We start from the raw sequence: 18398 nt of genomic DNA on the forward strand, positions 1-18398 counted from the left end.
GCCGAGCGGACACACTTTTTGCTACTTAACCCACTATTTATTTTGCGGCTATGCAGTTCGCGACTTACTCTGCTAGCTGCAACCGAGCCTGCTGAGCTGCGGCTACCAATACTTTCAGTGAAGCCGTAACCTCTTCCCAACCTCGGGTCTTTAGACCACAGTCCGGATTAATCCACAGCAGGTTGGGGTCAACGCTTTCAAGCGCATCTTCCACGAGCTGGTTGACTTCTCCGTCCGTCGGCACGCGAGGCGAGTGGATGTCCCAGACACCTGGACCAATCCCGCGAACGTATCCCTCATCTTTCAGCGCTGCGAGCACCTGCATACCGTTGCGAGCTGCTTCGATGGACGTGACATCGGCGTTGAGATCATCGACGGTGTCGATAAGCTCATTGAAGTCCGAGTAGCACATATGCGTGTGAATCTGAATGTCGTCAGCCACACCAGAGGTAGCCAGACGGAAGGAACCTACGGCCCACTTCAGGTAGGCGGGCTGGTCCGCTTCATTCAGGGGCAGCAACTCGCGAATGGCTGGCTCATCGACCTGCACGATTTGCGCTCCAGCGGCCACGAGATCTGCAATCTCATCGCGCAAAACCAGCGCAACGTTATCCGCAGTGTCACCGATGGGCTGGTCATCACGGACAAACGACCATGCCAACATGGTCACCGGCCCGGTGAGCATTCCCTTGACGGGAAGGTCAGTCATGTTTGCCGCTGCCTTGTACCACTGCACCGTCATTGGCTCTGGCCTGGTGATATCACCGTAGAGAATCGGCGGCCGCACGCAGCGGGAACCATAGCTTTGGACCCAGCCATTGGCGGTCGCGAGGTAGCCGTCCAGCTGCTCCGAGAAGTACTGCACCATGTCATTGCGCTCAGGTTCGCCGTGAACGAGCACATCGAGTCCCAATTCTTCCTGCTGCTCAATGGAGCATCGAATTTCAGCGAGCATTGCTGATTCGTAGTCGACTGGGGTGAGCTCTCCCGCGCGCAACTGCGCACGTGCACGACGAATGCTATTGGTCTGCGGGAAGGAACCGATTGTGGTGGTCGGCAGCGGAGGCAGGTTAAGGGCCTCAGCCTGAGCCGCCTGGCGAGCTGCAAACGAGGAACGAGTCCGGTCGCTCTCCTCGATTGCTGCCAAAGCTTCACGAACTTCAGGCTTAACAATCCGCTTCGATTCTGCCCTTGATGCCAGTGCTGCCCGGGACTCCCTCAACGCCTTCAAATCCGCGGCATCGAGTTGGCGGTCATTCAACCTGGCATCAAGCGCTCTCGCCAAGAGGGTCACCTCGCCGATTTTCTCATCCCCGAAGGCCAGCCACTGCAGCACCTCGGCATCTTCTTCGCTCGGGTTTTCCGAGGCCAGGGAGTACGGGACGTGTAGCAGCGAACAGCTAGTCGACACCGCGATGGGGCCTCGGACTGCCAGCTTCTCCAGCGTCGCCAGGGCTGCATCCAAGTCGGTGCGCCACACATTACGCCCATCAACAATGCCCGCAACCAGCAGTTCCTTGCCGGTCCAATGCGGCAACTCAAAGCTACCTGCTACCAGGTCGCAACCAATGGCCTGCACGCCTGTGCCAGAAAGGGTTTCCAGCGCCTGATCACCATCACCAAAGTAGGTCTGCACCCACAACTTGGTATTCGCAGACTCCGCCACGCCGGCCAACTTCTCGTAGGCCTGGCGAGTCCTAGCAAGAGTCACTTCATCGAGGTCAGTGACCAATACTGGCTCATCGAGCTGAATCCACTCAAAGCCCTTATCCCCCAGTTGAGCGATGATTTCCGCGTACGCATCGGTCAACTTTTCCAATAGGCCAAGTGGGTTCGAATCATCGTCGGTACGCGACAGGCTCAAGTAGGTCACAGGACCAATCAAATGAGGGCGCAGCATCGTTGTGGCGCCATTGTTCAAGCTGCAGGAATCATCCAACCAGTCAGTGAGGTCAGAGGTAAATTCAGTATCGGCTGACAGCTCCGGAACGATGTAGTGGTAATTAGTGTCGAACCACTTGGTCATTGCGGATGCCGGTTGCGTCTTCGTACCGCGAGCGGTGGCGAAGTAGTGGTTGATCCATTCCGGCAGGTTGGAACCGTCCGTTTTCGGGACATCCTGAAAGCGAGCTGGAAGCACTCCGAGCAGCGCCGATGTATCCAGCATGGAGTCGTAGAACGAGCGCCCAATTGTCGGAACCGAGTCGATTCCTACCTTCAACGCTGCGCCAATGTAGCTATTGACAGTGTTGCGCGCCGTCGCGGCCAACAGGCCGCCGGTCGCCGGGTCGCGCCAGTAGTTTTCCAGAGCTTTTTTGAGCTCACGATTACGCCCTATCCGCGGAATGCCCGCGAGGGTTGCGTGAATTGCCATGATCTCGTGATTTCCTCGTCAGTCGTGATCAGCATCGGATATGAAATTGCACAACCGGCAGGCATTCGGACTTGTCATCACTGCAAGATTGGTTATCAACTCGTCGGATAAACCAAAGCTCTGGCAGTGATGCTTACCGTTGCGGGACAGTTCCGGACTTGCACCGGGATTCCCCTGCATAACTCGAGGGCCTCATGCGCGCTAGGCTCAAAACACACCTTGCGCGGAAAACGTGCGATATGCAGCACTTTCCTTTATGAACACCTTCGAGGCGGCTGTGGATGTGAAGTATATCGCAATATACAAATATGTCATTCACTTAGCCCCTCCCCGAGCCTTCGCTTTAGTGCTCTCCTGCTGGGGCCAATGCGATTAAGCTCGTAGTCATAAAAGCTATTCATTCCACCGCTTTCAAGGAGTGACCTCGATTGACACAGGCTTCCGAAACTTCCCTGAGGGGCGCCAAGATTCCGTTCGATGGCCCGGTCCAGTCAGGCGTTGAACAGCCCGGCCAAGCACATCTCCGCCTCGTCGCATTCGATTTGAAGGACGGCGTCGACGCAGCAGATCTGAAGGCACTGTTCTCCTCGCTTACCGACGTTGCCCGCCGCCTCACCCAAGGCCAGGACATCGAGGGGTATCTGGAACCGGAAATGGTTGCAGCCACTGCAAACCTGACCATTACCGCAGGTTTCGGTGAGCGCATCTTCGATGTCCTCGGCAAACCAGAGCGCAAGCCGGCTGGTCTGCACGATATCCCGTCATTCCAGCATGACATGCTCCGCCCTGAGTGGGGTCAGTCTGACTTCGCTCTGCAGTTGTGCGGTGATGATCTCGTCACCGTTTCGGCCGCGTCCCGTCTACTGGAAAAGAAGGCGGCTCCGTGGGCTCGCGTGAAGTGGTTCCAGAAGGGCTTTTCCTACGCCTGGGGTTCGCAGCCTCACGGCGCTACCCCACGCAACCCGCTGGGTCAGCTCGACGGCACCGTCAACCCGTCCACTCCGGAGGAATGGTCCGAACAGGTGTGGATTGACTCCAAGGACAAGGCGATTAACAACTCCTGCGTGATGGTTGTTCGCCGTATTGCGCTCGACTTGAACAATTGGGATGAGCTCAGCACCGACGAACGCTCCATCGTTATCGGTCGTGACTTCCACACCGGCGCTCCTCTTTCCGGCGGCAATGACGAGTTCGATGAAGAGGACATGGACGCCGTCGATGACCAGGGCGAGTATCTCATCCACCGCCAGTCTCACTTGGCGCTTTCCCGTGAGCAGGATGGTCAGCCTGACGACGCCCTGCGTCGCCGCGCCTATGCCTACGAAGACCAGCCCGGTGAGCCGGCCTTCCCGTTCGAAGGACCGAACGTTGGCCTGGTCTGGGTTGCATTCCAGAAGAACCCGGACAACCAATTCAGTGCAATCCAGGCCCGTTTGGATCGCGGCGATTTGCTCAATGAGTGGAACCGTCACATCGGCTCCGCTGTGTATTGGATCGCCCCTGGCACTACCCCTGATTCTTACTGGGGACAGGAGTTGATTGAGGGGTAGCGGCTGCAATGCTAGCTGGCCGACGCATCCGACGACTTGTGGCCACGCTATTCACCTATCGATGCGCTGCAGCGTGGCCACAAGTGAATAGCGCATCGACAAGTGAGAGGGCCTGGCCCGCAGCTTGCGCATAAGTGCCGAAAAACCATCGATAAGTCAGGGGAATACATCGATAAGTCCCCGAAAACTGGCCATAAGTGCCGGACAAGCCAACAACCTGCCCCTGCTTCAACCCAAGCCCCACTCCAACCCAGGGTTAAGTGACAGACCCCGATGCCCCGTATGCACTGGGCAAATGAAGAAAAACGGCACCACAACCAAAGGGACAACCAGGTGGCGGTGTAAGAACCCTGACTGTGGAACCTCCACCACACACCGCCGCCTCGATCAGACCCAGACCCGGGATTTCAAAGCGTTTCACGCCTACGTCACCGGCACTGCTTCTTTAACCGAGGTCGCCGACACCTTGCACGTCTCCCGGCGCACGCTCGACCGCCGGTTCACCTCGTTGTGGCTCATCGATGTCCCCAATACCCCAGCCCCCAACCGAATCTACGACCAAATCTTCATCGACGGCACCTACGCCGACGCCGGCTGCCTGCTCGTAGCCGCAAGCCGTGACCACGTCATCGCCTGTCAGCGCCACCGCCCGCCAGCCATAAGAAAACGCCCGCAGGAGTGCCTAGCGCTCCTGCGGGCGTTACTTCTAGACAAGAACTTTGTCAGTCACGGACCACCGAATTAGTCACCAATCTGGTCACGACCACGCTTAACAATCTTCGGGTCCGGAGTACCAACCAGCTCGTGGTCCTTCTCCGTGTACTCGAACTTACTCAGCACATAACGCATTGCGTTGATGCGGGCACGCTTCTTGTCGTTGGACTTAATGGTAATCCATGGGGACTCATCGGTATCCGTGTAGCGGAATTGCTCTTCCTTCGCACGGGTGTAGTCACCCCAACGATCCAGCGAAGCGAGGTCCATCGGAGAGAGCTTCCACTGACGTACCGGGTCAACCTGGCGAATCGCGAAGCGAGTGCGCTGCTCCTTCTGAGTCACAGAGAACCACAGCTTGGTCAGCGAAATACCGGAGCCCAAAATCATGTTCTCCAGCATCGGAACCTCACGCAGGAACTCTGCGTGCTGAGACTCAGTACAGAAACCCATCACGCGCTCAACGCCCGAACGGTTGTACCAAGAACGGTCGAAGAAGACGATCTCGCCAGCGCACGGAAAGTGCTGAATGTAGCGCTGGAAGTACCACGAGGTGGACTCACGCGGCGACGGCTTTTCCAGAGCCACAGTACGAGCACCACGCGGATTCAGGTGCTCATTGAAGCGCTTAATGGTGCCGCCCTTACCAGCGGCGTCACGGCCTTCGAAGAGGATGATGTGCTTCTGACCAGTTTCCTTGGTCCAGTTCTGCCACTTCAGAAGCTCAATCTGCAGCTTCCTCTTAATGGACTCATATTCCTTACGAGTCATGCGCTCCTCGTACGGGTAGCCATCGCGCCAGGTATCAACCCGCTCGCCGTCTGGAGTGACCAGTACTGGATCGTCCTCATCAGAGTCATCGACGACGTAACCTTCGGTCTTCGCCAAATCGACGATGTGGAATTCCTCTTCATTCTTGTCAGCCATATCTACATGATAACCCGAAAACTCATGCTTAGCCCCCAAAAGTACCGCCCCCCAGGCAAGCCAATTATTAAAAGCACCCCAGACGGGTGAGCTGAAAAATGGCACCTCTCCCCCCCCGGATACAAGCAATGCTAAGATTATCCTCAAATCACATCCACCAACAGCTCAATAATAGAGTTGAAAAACGTAATAATATTGCAATCACATTAAGGAGACTATTAGCAATGGGCCATTTAAACCTTTATGAACAGCTTTCCATCAACGATAATAAGTCGATTGACGAGATTAGAGTAGACCTAAATCGAAAGAGATGGGAAATAAATACTGAAGACGAGGCAAATTCAGAACTTCTAGCCATTGCTGAAAAGATACTAACTAACCCCTCAAAAAAACGCATTTACGATCAGCGACTAACTGACCACCAATCGGGCGACATAACACTGGAATCGCTCCGCTGGCTGGCAAACCGCGATTTGCAAATGAACAATACTGCCGGACTGTCTGCCACACAATCAACTCTACCCCCTACAAAGAATTACGCTTCTCAGATAAATCACTATAACTATAATTACCCATCACCGCAAAAGACCACAACTTCTTCTTTTCCAACAAGTAAATTTGGAGCATTTTGGCACCGAACAACTACAACTCTCAAAAATAACCCACGCCAAACAGTGGCTCTTACAATACTTTTAGCATTAATACTTGCCACATCAATTACCTTAATAAATGTTGCGAAGTCACAAACCGACTCAACGAGCGCTTCAATCTTTGCAGGTGCCAAGTGGGACAAAGAAAGATTAGTAGGCTCGGATATTGAATATGCCGCTTCCGACATCGCTAAAAACGGCCTGCGAGTCGCTAATCTAATGCCCAACGGCGAGTTTTCAACCGGGGATGGACTCCAAAGTGAGGTTACGATTGCAACCGAACCTGGAATTGCACCACTTAATGTCTCCTTGCCCACACCCTCACATAGCGGAGAATTCTTTGGCATTGCATATGCGCCTATCGAGAATAAGCCAACTCTCATTCGGCTTAGCAGTTCGAAAACGGAAGAGCAAGCCCTCAATGGCACGGCGACAACACTTTATGTCGACTATATCGATGCGATTTCCGAAACAATCATTGATGAAAAGAGCTTTAGCCTTCCATCACACGGAGATATATCGGGCGATAAAATCATCAGACCAATGACCATTTCTGACAATCGAATTAGTTTCACATTTGATTCTCCGACTGGAATTGCAATTCTAGATGCAGAAACGGGTGAATTCATCACTCCTAAGTTCCCCTTCACCCCTAAGGCATCCCACAAACACTCTTTACCTCTTTACGACCACTCAATTCCATACACAAGGGTCAATCCTATTGAAGACGGCGAAGAAGATATTTACCATAATGGAATAGTGAACTTGGTTGATGGAACCTATCACGAAATTGAATCGTATACTTCTGTGAGTAACTTTAACTACCCCATGGAGGACGGTTACACTAGAACGTTTAAAGAAAGCGCCGCAGATGTCAAAGAAACTCCCGCTGGACTTGTAGCTTATAGACTATCAGATATTACTCTCGTCCTTTTCGATTCGAGTACGGGTACTTTTAACGAAATTACTAAGGTACCTGAAGCTAGCTATGAATACTCTGCGGCCCTTCAACCCGAAATGCACACATCTGGTAACTACGTGTTGATTGAAACGGGGATAAATGGAAATCATATTTATGATGTGACTACCGGAGAAGAGGTTTACAGCTTAAGCTCTGAAGATCGCGATGCAGTTCCCTCCTTCTATTTCGTAGGCATGGATTCAGAAAATGTCTATGTCAGTGAGTCGGATGATGGTTCGAAAGCATTTGGCGTCTCATATGCAACCCGTACTCAAACCAACGATCCCGTTCCCTGGCATCAATATTTGAATTCTCAGGGCTATATTTGGAAAAGAACGCAAAAAATCTCGACCGATGAGTCGAGTGGCCACTGGGAATGGGAGTACTTTGCCTATGACTCGAACTAGAGCAATCGAATTATCGTAATAATTCAGAACCCTCTGTGTGTTCTGTAGTCTCCAATTGCCAACCATTCTTCTATGATTCTCTTCCATTGTCATTAAATTTCACCCCGTTTGTTGTCCACAGCTCTCGCAGTGAAGTTAATGGTTTCCGAACGGCTAGGAAAGGGTACTAATCGAGCCGGAACTTCAAAGCCCGATTCTGGAGAACGACGCTTCTCATGAGATTCGCAGGCTCTCATCTCAGATTCCGTGCGCCTGAAGTCCCTCTGTGAATAGCTAGTATGAACCATAAATGTCCCCTGTTCCGCTATTGTCTTCGACGGTACTACTCTTAGCCACCCACTTGGGAAGTACATCCATCATTGGATGCACCGGTTGCATACCGCCTAGCCAACTACGATTCACACCGGTGCACCCGTTACCCAACCTTAGAATTCAGCTGGTCTCAACTGTGAACTTCTCTTATCGCTACGGCAATATGACCAACTAATTGGCGAAGGAATACCGCATTCTAGACGCGTATCCAGCAAGTCAATTGATTCACTGATTGAATCGAGCAGAAAATTGTCATACAGGCTAAATTGCTTACTGCGGTCAACAAATTTCAAACTGCAACAACCCAAGTAGTGTTAAATATCTCGGCAGCTACAGGCAGTTCGTCAGCAATCATAGCAGCCCGTTCCGGGGCATCGTGAGATATCCTAAAAATCGCCTGCACTAAGACAACAATAATTCTTTCAGAACGTTCTAAAGGCAGTGCACATGGGAACAAATTGTTCGTTATTTTTCTCTACCCAAGACTGAGCCCACTTCTGTAATGATGTTTGGGTTCGGCGGCTAAATACATTTCAGGGGACCCTTCGTGCCTTCCCCCATCCGATCTGCTATTTTACAGTTTTATTCCTCTGGCCATTGCCAACCATTATCTTTTTTCTGAAGTTCATTCTCAATGGTGGGGTCAGCTGTCTTTGAATTTTTTAACCGAGGCTTAGTCAAGTAGACAACATATGTAATAATTACAATAGCGAAAGTAAACACAATAGAATTAACAGTAGTTCTCAGATTCCGATACTCTCCAATAGAAAATACTTGCTCTTATCATCGTGCACTTACCCTCCACCATTAACCAGGTGAATCTGCGAAACCATTATCGTGATGTGCGAATCTGAAGATTTGTGTGTTGTAACTCAAACTTGCCTGAATCTCAGTGTTATCTCCGTGTAGTTAAGAAGCGCGCACGCTTTCTACTGCGACGAAGTCGGCCAGTTCTTGCTTCCTGAATGGCCGCTTTTGCGTTCGCCATGAAATTCGCTTGTGCTCACTGTTTAAGAATCTCCCCGAAATTGAGGGGTGGGACTGCACGCAGCGACCGTCGATAAGCACTGCGCGTACAATAAATGCCATGTTGTTATCCGAGGCTCTTGCCGCACGATCCGAAGTTTCCGACCGGCTGGCTGAGATTAATCGCCGTCTCGCGCTGGTGGCGCAGGTGCAGGAAGGCGATACGCCTGATGAAGATCCGCAAGCGCTTATTGCCGAAGCCGAGCGTCTGATGGCGCGCTTCGAATGGCTGGTGCGCTCGATTAACGCAACGAATTCCGCTACTGCCTTCGAGGACGGAACGCTTAGCGACGCACTTGCGAAGCGCGACCACCTGCTAACACGGCGGCGGTTCTACACCTCCGCAGCCGATCAGGGCTCGGGTCGGCGGGATCGATACTCAGCTTCGGAGATTCGCTATGTCGCCACTGTGGATATCCGGTCGCTGCGCCAGAAAGCCGACAAGGCGGCGAAGGAATACCGGGACTTGGATACCCGTATTCAGCAGGCGAACTGGTCAACCGAGCTTATCGAGGCCGCGAATAAGCCGGCCGAATAGCAAAGTGGCAGGGTTCGGTAGCGAGACCAGAAGAATTTCACACTTTGATAAGTCGGTAGTTGCATCCAGATTGTCGGCGAGCGCGACGGCCTGTCCCTGGCCTTAAAGGGACTCCAAGGATCTCACCTCTGTACTGAGGCAGCAGGATTAATAACAGACAGTCCTCGGCATTGCGTACATGGGTACAGATCATCGGTTATTTTTCACTACCAAGCGCTGAGGCATCTGATGCGACGAGGGTGGGTTCGGGGACTTAAACTTTCTCAAGTTACAGAGCAAAATCGCCGCTGAGGGACACCCCTCAGCGGCGATTTTTAAGGCTAACTCAAGCAGTTGGGACCTCTTTTAGAAGCCCATGCCGCCCATCTCGTCGCCACCCGGCATTGCCGGCATAGCCGGTTCCGGCTTGTCAGCGACAACAGCCTCGGTGGTCAGGAACAGAGCCGCAATGGAAGCAGCGTTCTGCAGTGCGGAGCGGGTAACCTTCACCGGATCGTTGATGCCAGCTTCCATCAGGTCGATGTACTCGCCGGTAGCAGCGTTCAGGCCCTCGCCCTGCGGCAGGGAAGCAACCTTCTCGGTGACGACGCCGGCCTCAAGGCCAGCGTTCAGAGCAATCTGGCGCAGCGGAGCTGCGAGAGCCGCACGCACGATGCGGACACCGGTTGCCTCGTCGCCGGTCAGACCCAGCTCGTCGTCAAGCACGTGCGAAACCTGCAGCAGTGCGGAACCGCCACCAGCGACGATGCCCTCCTCCACAGCAGCCTTTGCGTTGCGGACGGCATCCTCGATGCGGTGCTTGCGCTCCTTGAGCTCGACCTCAGTTGCGGCGCCAGCCTTGATAACTGCAACACCGCCGGCGAGCTTAGCCAGACGCTCCTGCAGCTTCTCCTTGTCGTAGTCGGAGTCGGAGTTCTCGATCTCAGCGCGGATCTGGTTGACACGGCCCTCGATAGCGGACTGCTCGCCAGCGCCCTCGACGATGGTGGTCTCGTCCTTGGTGACGACGACCTTGCGAGCGCGACCCAGCAGCGGCAGGTCAGCGGTCTCGAGCGACAGTCCGACCTCCTCAGAGATGACCTGGCCATCGGTCAGGATAGCCATGTCCTGCAGCATTGCCTTACGGCGGTCGCCGAAGCCCGGAGCCTTCACAGCGACAGACTTGAAGGTGCCGCGGATCTTGTTGACGACCAGGGTGGACAGAGCCTCACCCTCGACGTCCTCAGCAATAATCAGCAGCGGCTTGCCGGACTGCATGACCTTCTCCAGCAGCGGCAGCAGGTCCTTGATGTTGGAGATCTTGCCGGAAACCAGGAGGATGTACGGATCCTCCAGAACGGCCTCCTGGCGCTCCATGTCGGTGGCGAAGTAACCGGAGATGTAGCCCTTGTCGAAGCGCATACCCTCGGTCAGCTCCAGGTCGAGACCAAAGGTGTTGGCCTCTTCCACGGTAATGACGCCTTCCTTGCCGACCTTGTCCATAGCGGTGGCAATCAGCTCACCGATAGCCGGGTCAGCAGCGGAGATACCAGCGGTAGCAGCAATCTGCTCCTTGGTCTCGATGTCCTTAGCGGACTCCAGCAGCTTCTCGGTAACAGCCGCGACAGCCTTCTCGATGCCGCGCTTGATGCCCATCGGGTTGGAGCCAGCAGCAACGTTGCGCAGACCCTCGGAAACCAGAGCCTGAGCCAGAACGGTAGCGGTAGTAGTACCGTCACCAGCGACGTCGTCGGTCTTCTTGGCAACTTCCTTGACCAGCTCAGCGCCGATCTTCTCGTAAGGATCCTCAAGTTCGATTTCACGTGCAATGGAGACACCGTCATTGGTGATTAGCGGTGCGCCCCACTTGCGCTCGAGGACTACGTTGCGACCCTTCGGGCCCAGCGTAACCTTGACAGCGTCTGCCAGGGTATTCAGACCCGTTTCGAGACCGCGGCGGGCCTCCTCGTCAAATGCAATCATCTTAGCCATGAGGTTTGAAGAATCCTCCGTCTATTTATGTGGCACTTACATTGGAAGTTGACCCAGGCGCCCGCGACGGCATGTGATTCGAGGGAAGCGCCGCCCTCTCCATCACCGGAGTCAACACTGTACTTTTTAACGACTTTTCAACACTTGTTTCAGCACACGCATACACAAGGTGTGAAGTTGTTTTTATTAGCACTCAATTAGAGCAAGTGCTAATTCACTTTTCTAGCACTCAACCCCATCGAGTGCAAGGTTAAGCATTGTCACTCCTGGCGTCACTCCTTATGCCACTTCCAACGCCATCATGGTTGTGCGCCTACACTGTCGCACATGAGCATTATTAATAAGGAACTCACGGAGACCCTGCGAGACCACATCTCCAGCCAACGCGAGACCATCCGCACCCAGCTGACCGAGCTGGTGGCCTTCCCCTCCGTACACGGCACCGAAGAAACCAAGCAGGCCTGCATTGACGCAGTTAAGGCGGTTACCGACATGTACGCAGAGCTGGGCATCGAACTGGAGGCGCACCACACCGTCGACGGCTCGATTGCACTGTCGGGTTTCGTCCCCGGGTCGTCGGAAAGCGCGAAGACCGTACTGCTCTACTCCCATTACGACGTCCAGCCGGCGGGCGACGAATCCGCTTGGACCGCGGATCCGTGGACGCTCGATGAGCGCGACGGTCGCTGGTACGGACGCGGTACTGCCGACTGCAAGGGCAACGTGGTCATGCACCTAGCTGCGCTGCGCGCGCTGCGTGACGACGCGCTTGCGGGCCGCGTCGACATGCCAAACATCAAGCTCATCGTGGAAGGCTCCGAGGAGCGCGGATCGGCGGGCCTGAACAACCTCATCGCCACGCAGCCGGAGCTTTTCGACGCCGACGTCATCCTCATTGCGGATGTCGGCAATGCCGAGGTTGGCCAGCCGACACTCGTGACCACCCTGCGCGGCACCGCCGATGTGGAAGTTCGCGTCGATGCGCTGGAGCAGCCGGTGCACTCGGGCATGTTCGGCGGCGCAGCTCCGGATGCACTGGCGGCGTTGATTCGTATGCTCGACAGCCTGCGCGATGAAAATGGCTTTACCTCTATTGACGGCCTGGACTGCTCGCAGCGCTGGGAGGGGCTGGACTACGCGCCAGAGACTTTCCGCGCCGACGCAGGTGTACTCGACGGCGTGGACCTAATTAGCAACGAGGACGCTTCCGTCTCTGACCTGACCTGGGCTCGCCCGTCTGTGATTGTGACCGGAATCGACTGCCCACCAGCGACCAATGCTGTCAACGCAATTTCATCGACTGCTATGGCGCACATCAACTTCCGCATCCCAAGCGGCGTCGACCCGGCCGAAGCACAGGAGGCACTGGAGAATCACCTGCGCGCGCATGCTCCGTGGGGCGTGAAGGTGACGGTCGAGCGCGACGAGCTAGCGAACCCATTCCGGGCCAATGTTGAGGGCAAGGTTGTGCAGCTGGTTGCCGACAGCCTGTCGGCCGCCTACGGCAAGGAGACGGCAAGCATGGGCGAGGGAGCCTCGATTCCGCTGTGCGCCACTTTGCTGGAGGCCGTACCAGGTGCTGACATCGCACTCTACGGTGTGGAAGAGCCACAGGCCCGCATTCACTCGGCTGATGAATCGGTCGACCCGAACGAGATTCGCGACATCGCTATTGGCGAGGCGGTTTTCCTGGCCTCTGTCAACGGAATTTAACGGGGACAGCAAAGAATCCACCAAAGATATTGATTGAATGACTTGTGTCACATCTTTTACCTGTAGTAAGGTTCCACCCATGCAGCAGAACATTCTTATTCGAGTAGCGAAGGCTACGAACCCCGGTGGAGGCCGACAGGACTGACCCCTCCACACGGGGTCTCTGGCCGCAACTTCTCAAAGCACTTGGTTGGTCCGCCACTCACAGCAAAAGCAACTAAGCAAAGGACCAGAAAAGAATGTTTCCCACTCGCACCCAGAAGAACATGTCCACTTCGACGACGTTCACGGGCAAGCGCCCTTCGTTGGAGCACCAGGACGACGGCAATGTGCGAACTTATTCCGACGATCCATTTAGGGCTCGATTCGGACATCGCCTGCCTCGAGGCTTAAGGCAAGAAGCTCGTGGCATGAACTGGCAGAAGTTCAAGGACACCTACTCCCCCACGAGCGGCCCGGTTCAGATCAAGAATTTCGAGGCAACCCGCGGCACCCTGGGGCGCTGGAATTTCAACGCTGACTTAACACTGACCGACAAGGACGACCACACCCACACCTTCACCCAGGAGATTACCGCTATGGGGCCGGTGTCGGCTTGCACTAATCTGCTGGCTGATGCAGGTTACCGCGTGGAAATCGTGGAATTCCACCAGTTCGAAATCTTCGAAGCTACCGCTACCTTTGTCTATGCAGGTCACAACAATGACCATGTGTGGACCATGGGCTTCGGCCAGACTCCGGAGGCTTCCGTGCTCTCCGCTTTGGTCTGCGCTGCTAACCGCCTGCATGGGTAGGACGCGGATGCTGCTCGTTTAGTAAACGGGGGGGGTGTCCCTATGTTTTTGTCAAGTGCCAGACCGATGTTGACGAGCACAGTCTTGGGAGTAGTTTCTTAGGCGTGCCTAGGAGCCGGCCAGCGTGTGCTGGTCGGCTTCGTCTTTGGGGCTTTATGCGGCGACGGGGCGTGGCGGGATTTCGCGGAAGAACTCCTTGTTTTTCAGCATCGCGTAGATGACATTGCATCGGCGTCGTGCCAGGCAGATGACTGCTGCGTTGTGGCGTTTTCCTTCAGCGCGTTTGCGTTCGTAATACCGCCGTGACGGTTCGTGGCTGCGGATAACTGCGAATGCGGAGTAGAACAAGGCGTTTTTCAGTCGTTTATTGCCTGACCGTGCCGGGAATTCACCTCTGATCGACGAACCGGATCGTCTAGTCACGGGTGCTATTCCAGCATAAGCAGCTAAGTGGCCAGCACTAGCGAAGTCGGAGCCATCACCGATCGCAAGAAGGATCTGCGCTGCGGTCTTGATGCCGACTCCGGGCATACTCATCAAGACCTCACAAAGAGGGAAATCAGCGAGCATCTCTTCAACCTGCTCAGCAATGGTGTTTCGTTGCTCTTTGAGGGCCTGGATGTTTGCAGCCAGTTGAGGAATTACTAACTCGGCGGCATCGCTTCCAGGCACGGTGACTGTTTGAGCTTTCAGCGCTGTAAAAATGTCGTCTACCAGCGGGGTGGGGTCTTTACGTGTGCGCTTGATCATCCAGTTCAACACTCGTTGGTATCCGGCTCTTTTTAGCCCCTGCGGTCCCTTGTAATGGATCAATAATTCCAGGATCGGCGTGCGAGTCAGGGTGCTACCAGCAAAAACTCGTTCCAGGCTGGGGTAGATCTGGGTGAGGACACTGCGAAGCCGATTGACAGTGCGAGTGCAATCGCGGGCGATGTCATCATCGAAGCCGGACAGCATCTTTAGGGCGGAGAGTACCTCATCATTGCGGTCGACGGCACGTAGCGTGTGGGGCATTGTGCGGGCGGTGTCGGCGATGATGAATGCGTCGCGTTTGTCTGTTTTTGCACGTCCCGGATAGAGATCTGCAGCTTTGCGCATCGCAAGACCTGGCAGGTATCCGACTTCGCAACCGCAGTCCCGGGCTACAGCAATCGGTAGTGCGCCGATGGTGTTGGGTTGGTCGACGATCACGAGCACGGTGCCAAGCTTCTGAAGCTGGTGAAAAACGCCTGCTAGTTCGGATTCGAGTTGAGGCAACGGTTTGTCGAAGACCTTGTTGCCATCACGGTCTAAGGCGCAGGCGTGGTGTTCAGATTTGCCGACGTCTAACCCAAGGAATATGTCGATGGAATGCTCCGGAGACATGATGAGCTCCTAGAAAACGAGATGGGTATGGCGTTGTTCCAGTCGCTGGTGTCATGACCTTCGTTGCAAGCACCCACGTTACAAAGAGACCTAGTTTAAAACTGGCCGTGTCCCTATCAGCTGTCATCGAAAGTCCTGGCACCCGGCGGCAACACCCCCCCCGGATTATGGAAACTACAGGGCAGGTAAGCCATACCGGGACCAGCGACTATCCCCATTATCGGGGACACTCACAAGGTAACGGGAATGCGACCGGGGAAGCCCAACGCATGTGGGCCTCGAGCATTCGCGTTTTAGCGCTTCAGCCCCGCGATCATGGTCTTCAAGTTGCTGCGCAGGAAATCCTCGTAGGTTCCCGCGACCGTGCCCGGCTTGCCGAGCTCATCGGAGTGCAGTGGCTCGTCGAAGATCGGAATCCCGGCCTCCTTCGAGACGGTCTTCATGGGGCGCGTATCCACGTTCGACTCCACGAACAGGTGCTTCGGGCGCTTGTCCTTCAGCTGGCGCACGAGGTGTCCGATCTGCGCGGGGGAGCCGTTTTCATCCGTGTCGATCTGCCAGATATACAGCTGCTCCATGCCGTAGGTGTCGACCATGTATTGGAAGGCATGTTCACTGGCCACGAGCACACGATCCTCCTTCGGCAGCGCACCGATCTGCTCGCGGTAGTCGGCGTCGATGCTCTCCAGCATGGCCTTGTACTCCGCCCCCTTCTCCTCGATGTGCTCGGCACGCTCGGGCAGGGCCTCGGCCAGCGCCGCGGTCACGTTCTCGGCCATCGCGATGCCGACGGTCGGGTCCAGGAAGGCGTGCGGGTTGATCTCCTGATTGCCCTTTTCGTCCTTGAGGTACTTCGGTTCCACGCCCTTGGTGGCCTCGACCATCTGGGAATCGTCCAGGCCCGCGGTGTTTTTCAGTTTCGCGAGCCAGCCGTGCTCACCGCCCTCGAGGTTCAGCCCGTTGTAGAACAGCAGGTCGGCGTCGCTCGTCGCATCCAGGTCCGCGGGCAGGGGGTCGTAGTCGTGCGGGTCCGTGCCGGTCGGCACGAGGTTATGGACGTCCACCGCCTCGCCGCCGATCTCCTCCACCAGGTCCGCCAGCAGCGTGAAGGTGGTGACGACGTTCAGCTGCTCACCGTCTGCCTTCTCCTCCGTCGAGAAGGTCACGGCCCCGAACACGAGGGCACCGCCCACCAGGAGGGCCAACAGCGCGGCCAGTGGCTTATTGCCCAGCGAGCGAGCAATCAGTCCCTTGCCTGGCGCGAAGAGGAAAGCCAGCAGGAACAGCGCGCTGGCGGTCAGCACGATCGTCACGCCGGAGGACACGTTGTAGCTATAGCTCAGGAACAGCCCCACTACGGAGCTGAGCGCCGAGATCGCCACTGAAAACCCGATCATCACTCCCAGCCGGTTCGTCAGCAGGTACGCCGCCGACGCCGGAGTGATCAGCAGGGAGACCACCAGGATCACGCCCACCGTCTGCAGGGAAATGACCGTCACCAGCGTGAGCACCACCATCAGCCCGTAGTGGATTGCCCGCACGGGCACGCCAGCCGACTGCGCCATGACGGGGTCGAAGGTGCTGAGCTTGAGCTCCTTGTAAAAGACCAGCGTGAGAATCAGCACGGCAGCGGCAATACCGATCGAGAGGTTGCGGTCGGCGTCCTGAACGGTCAGGACGTTGCCGAAGAGGATCTCCGTCAGATCCGTCGCCGTCTGCGCTTTCGCCATGAGCAGCACGCCGATCGCGAAGAAGGTGGAAAAGACGATGCCGATCGCCGAATCGTTCTTCACAGTGGAGCGTTCGCTGATCAGCCCGATCGCCAGTGTGGCGAGTAGACCCGCGACCACCGCCCCGAGGAAGAGGTTCGTGCCGAGCAGGTAGGAGGCCGCGACCCCCGGTAGTACGGCGTGCGAGATGGCGTCGCCGATCAGGGCCATGCCGCGCAGCACGATGAAGCTGCCGACGATGCCGCAGGCCACGCCCACGATCACCGAGGTGATCAGCGCTTTTTGCAGGTAGCCGTGGCTGAGTAGTGAGTCGAGGAACTCCGCGATCATGCTGTCTCCTCCTGGAGGGCTGCCTGCCGTGGCGTGGGGTGGGCTGGTGCTGACGGCTCGCGGATGACGAGCGCGCCGAAGGCCTTCTGCAGCACGTCGGGGACGAAGACCTCCTCGGTGGGACCCGCCGCGACGAGCTCGCCGTTGAGGACGATGAGGTCGTTGTAGTAGCCGCGCACCGTGTTCATGTCGTGGTGCACGACGACGACGTGCTTGCCCGCGTCCGCCATCTGCCGCAGCAGGGTCACGATCGTCTTCTCGCTGGGGACGTCGATGCCGACGAAGGGCTCGTCCAGGAAGATGTACTCCGCGTCCTGGACGATGGCGCGGGCAAAGAGGACGCGCTGGAACTGTCCGCCCGAGAGTTCGCTGATGTGGCGGTGGCGAAAGTCCCACATGTCGACGTCCTTGAGAGCCTGGGTGGCTGCTTCGCGTTCGGCCTTGCCGGGGCGGTGGAAAAGACCCAGGCGCGGGTAAGTGCCCATCAGGACGGTGTCGAAGACGCTGGTGGGGAAGTTGCGGTCGAGGTCAGAGCGCTGCTCGATATAAGCGATTGCGCGGCGCTGCTCGGCGGGGGCCTTGCCGTCGAGGGTGACGGGGTAGCCGGCAGGGGCGCCGGTGGGGCCTGTGCCGTGGACGTTGTGTTTGTCCAGGATCTGGAGCATCGCCTTCATGAGGGTGGATTTGCCTGAGCCGTTGGGGCCGATGATGCCGTGCATGCCGGGGGAGTCGAGGGTGAAGCTGATGTTCCGAATCGCGGTGTTCGCGCCGTAGCTCACGCTCAAGTTCTGGACGCTAATACTCATGGCAGCCAAGAATAGTGGTCAGTTCAATGAATCACCAAGTTCAATGTATTGACCTTTGGGGTGGGGTGGTGTTGGGGGCAGTAATGGCACTGATTTGGGGCTTGAGCAGTCAGCCGCTCAAGCCCCAAAAAATGCCCAACTTCCGCCCCCCCCACAACTCACCCCCAAATTTTCACTTTCCCAGAAACAATTGACCGTTTTCACACACTCGGTTAACACCGCTTCAAATG

At 56.0% G+C, this 18398-nt stretch carries 11 protein-coding genes, 1 pseudogene and 1 riboswitch; of the genes and pseudogenes, 6 read left to right on the forward strand and 6 right to left on the reverse strand.

The window, feature by feature from the left end:
* Window positions 1-64 precede the first annotated feature (64 nt).
* On the reverse strand, window positions 65-2374 hold the full coding sequence (gene metE / locus HMPREF2751_RS03225; protein ID WP_070595430.1) for a 5-methyltetrahydropteroyltriglutamate--homocysteine S-methyltransferase: 2310 nt from the start codon (window positions 2372-2374) through the stop codon (window positions 65-67).
* A 38-nt stretch (window positions 2375-2412) separates the two neighbouring features.
* Window positions 2413-2595: riboswitch (cobalamin riboswitch) on the reverse strand.
* A gap of 207 nt (window positions 2596-2802) precedes the next feature.
* Between metE and HMPREF2751_RS03230 the strand changes: the two genes are divergently transcribed.
* Together HMPREF2751_RS03230 and HMPREF2751_RS10585 are read left to right on the forward strand one after the other, a co-directional pair.
* A complete protein-coding gene (locus HMPREF2751_RS03230; protein ID WP_070595433.1) occupies window positions 2803-3924 on the forward strand; it encodes a Dyp-type peroxidase in 1122 nt (373 codons plus the stop codon).
* A 295-nt stretch (window positions 3925-4219) separates the two neighbouring features.
* A pseudogene (locus tag HMPREF2751_RS10585) lies at window positions 4220-4558 on the forward strand (IS256 family transposase); the annotation flags it as partial.
* 107 nt (window positions 4559-4665) lie between these two features.
* Here the strand turns inward: HMPREF2751_RS10585 and ppk2 are convergent.
* On the reverse strand, window positions 4666-5565 hold the full coding sequence (ppk2, locus tag HMPREF2751_RS03240) for a polyphosphate kinase 2 (RefSeq protein ID WP_069358937.1): 900 nt from the start codon (window positions 5563-5565) through the stop codon (window positions 4666-4668).
* 224 nt (window positions 5566-5789) lie between these two features.
* Between ppk2 and HMPREF2751_RS10710 the strand changes: the two genes are divergently transcribed.
* The gene (locus HMPREF2751_RS10710) at window positions 5790-7583 is read left to right on the forward strand and encodes a J domain-containing protein (RefSeq protein ID WP_141747435.1); all 1794 of its coding nucleotides are present in this window, start codon (window positions 5790-5792) and stop codon (window positions 7581-7583) included.
* A gap of 1399 nt (window positions 7584-8982) precedes the next feature.
* Window positions 8983-9459 carry a DIP1984 family protein gene (locus tag HMPREF2751_RS03250; protein WP_049190643.1) on the forward strand — a complete coding sequence of 159 codons (477 nt, stop codon included), beginning with the start codon at window positions 8983-8985 and terminating at the stop codon, window positions 9457-9459.
* 345 nt (window positions 9460-9804) lie between these two features.
* Here HMPREF2751_RS03250 and groL read toward each other — a convergent pair whose 3' ends face one another.
* Entirely contained in the window at window positions 9805-11430 is a 1626-nt protein-coding gene (gene groL / locus HMPREF2751_RS03255; protein ID WP_016421501.1) for a chaperonin GroEL, read from the reverse strand.
* A 327-nt stretch (window positions 11431-11757) separates the two neighbouring features.
* On the opposite strand from groL, the gene HMPREF2751_RS03260 reads away from it, so the two are divergent.
* Window positions 11758-13143 carry a dipeptidase gene (locus tag HMPREF2751_RS03260; RefSeq protein ID WP_070429048.1) on the forward strand — a complete coding sequence of 462 codons (1386 nt, stop codon included), beginning with the start codon at window positions 11758-11760 and terminating at the stop codon, window positions 13141-13143.
* A gap of 239 nt (window positions 13144-13382) precedes the next feature.
* Entirely contained in the window at window positions 13383-13937 is a 555-nt protein-coding gene (locus HMPREF2751_RS03265; RefSeq protein ID WP_048731724.1) for a 2-isopropylmalate synthase, read from the forward strand.
* Between the two features lie 153 nt (window positions 13938-14090).
* Here HMPREF2751_RS03265 and HMPREF2751_RS03270 read toward each other — a convergent pair whose 3' ends face one another.
* The 3 genes from HMPREF2751_RS03270 to HMPREF2751_RS03280 all read right to left on the reverse strand — a co-directional run bounded on the left by HMPREF2751_RS03270 (window position 14091) and on the right by HMPREF2751_RS03280 (window position 18168).
* Window positions 14091-15302, reverse strand: coding sequence for an IS110 family RNA-guided transposase (locus HMPREF2751_RS03270; RefSeq protein WP_011273191.1), 1212 nt, complete (start codon window positions 15300-15302; stop codon window positions 14091-14093).
* 293 nt (window positions 15303-15595) lie between these two features.
* The gene (locus HMPREF2751_RS03275; RefSeq protein ID WP_240593244.1) at window positions 15596-17362 is read right to left on the reverse strand and encodes a metal ABC transporter solute-binding protein, Zn/Mn family; all 1767 of its coding nucleotides are present in this window, start codon (window positions 17360-17362) and stop codon (window positions 15596-15598) included.
* Complete coding sequence (locus tag HMPREF2751_RS03280; protein ID WP_035006260.1) at window positions 17359-18168, reverse strand: metal ABC transporter ATP-binding protein; 810 nt, start codon at window positions 18166-18168, stop codon at window positions 17359-17361. Before HMPREF2751_RS03280 ends, HMPREF2751_RS03275 begins: the two co-directional genes overlap by 4 nt.
* Window positions 18169-18398: the final 230 nt, after the last annotated feature.

It is taken from the genome of Corynebacterium sp. HMSC063G05, assembly GCF_001810555.1.
In the GTDB taxonomy this organism is placed as follows: Bacteria; Actinomycetota; Actinomycetes; order Mycobacteriales; family Mycobacteriaceae; genus Corynebacterium; species Corynebacterium jeikeium_D.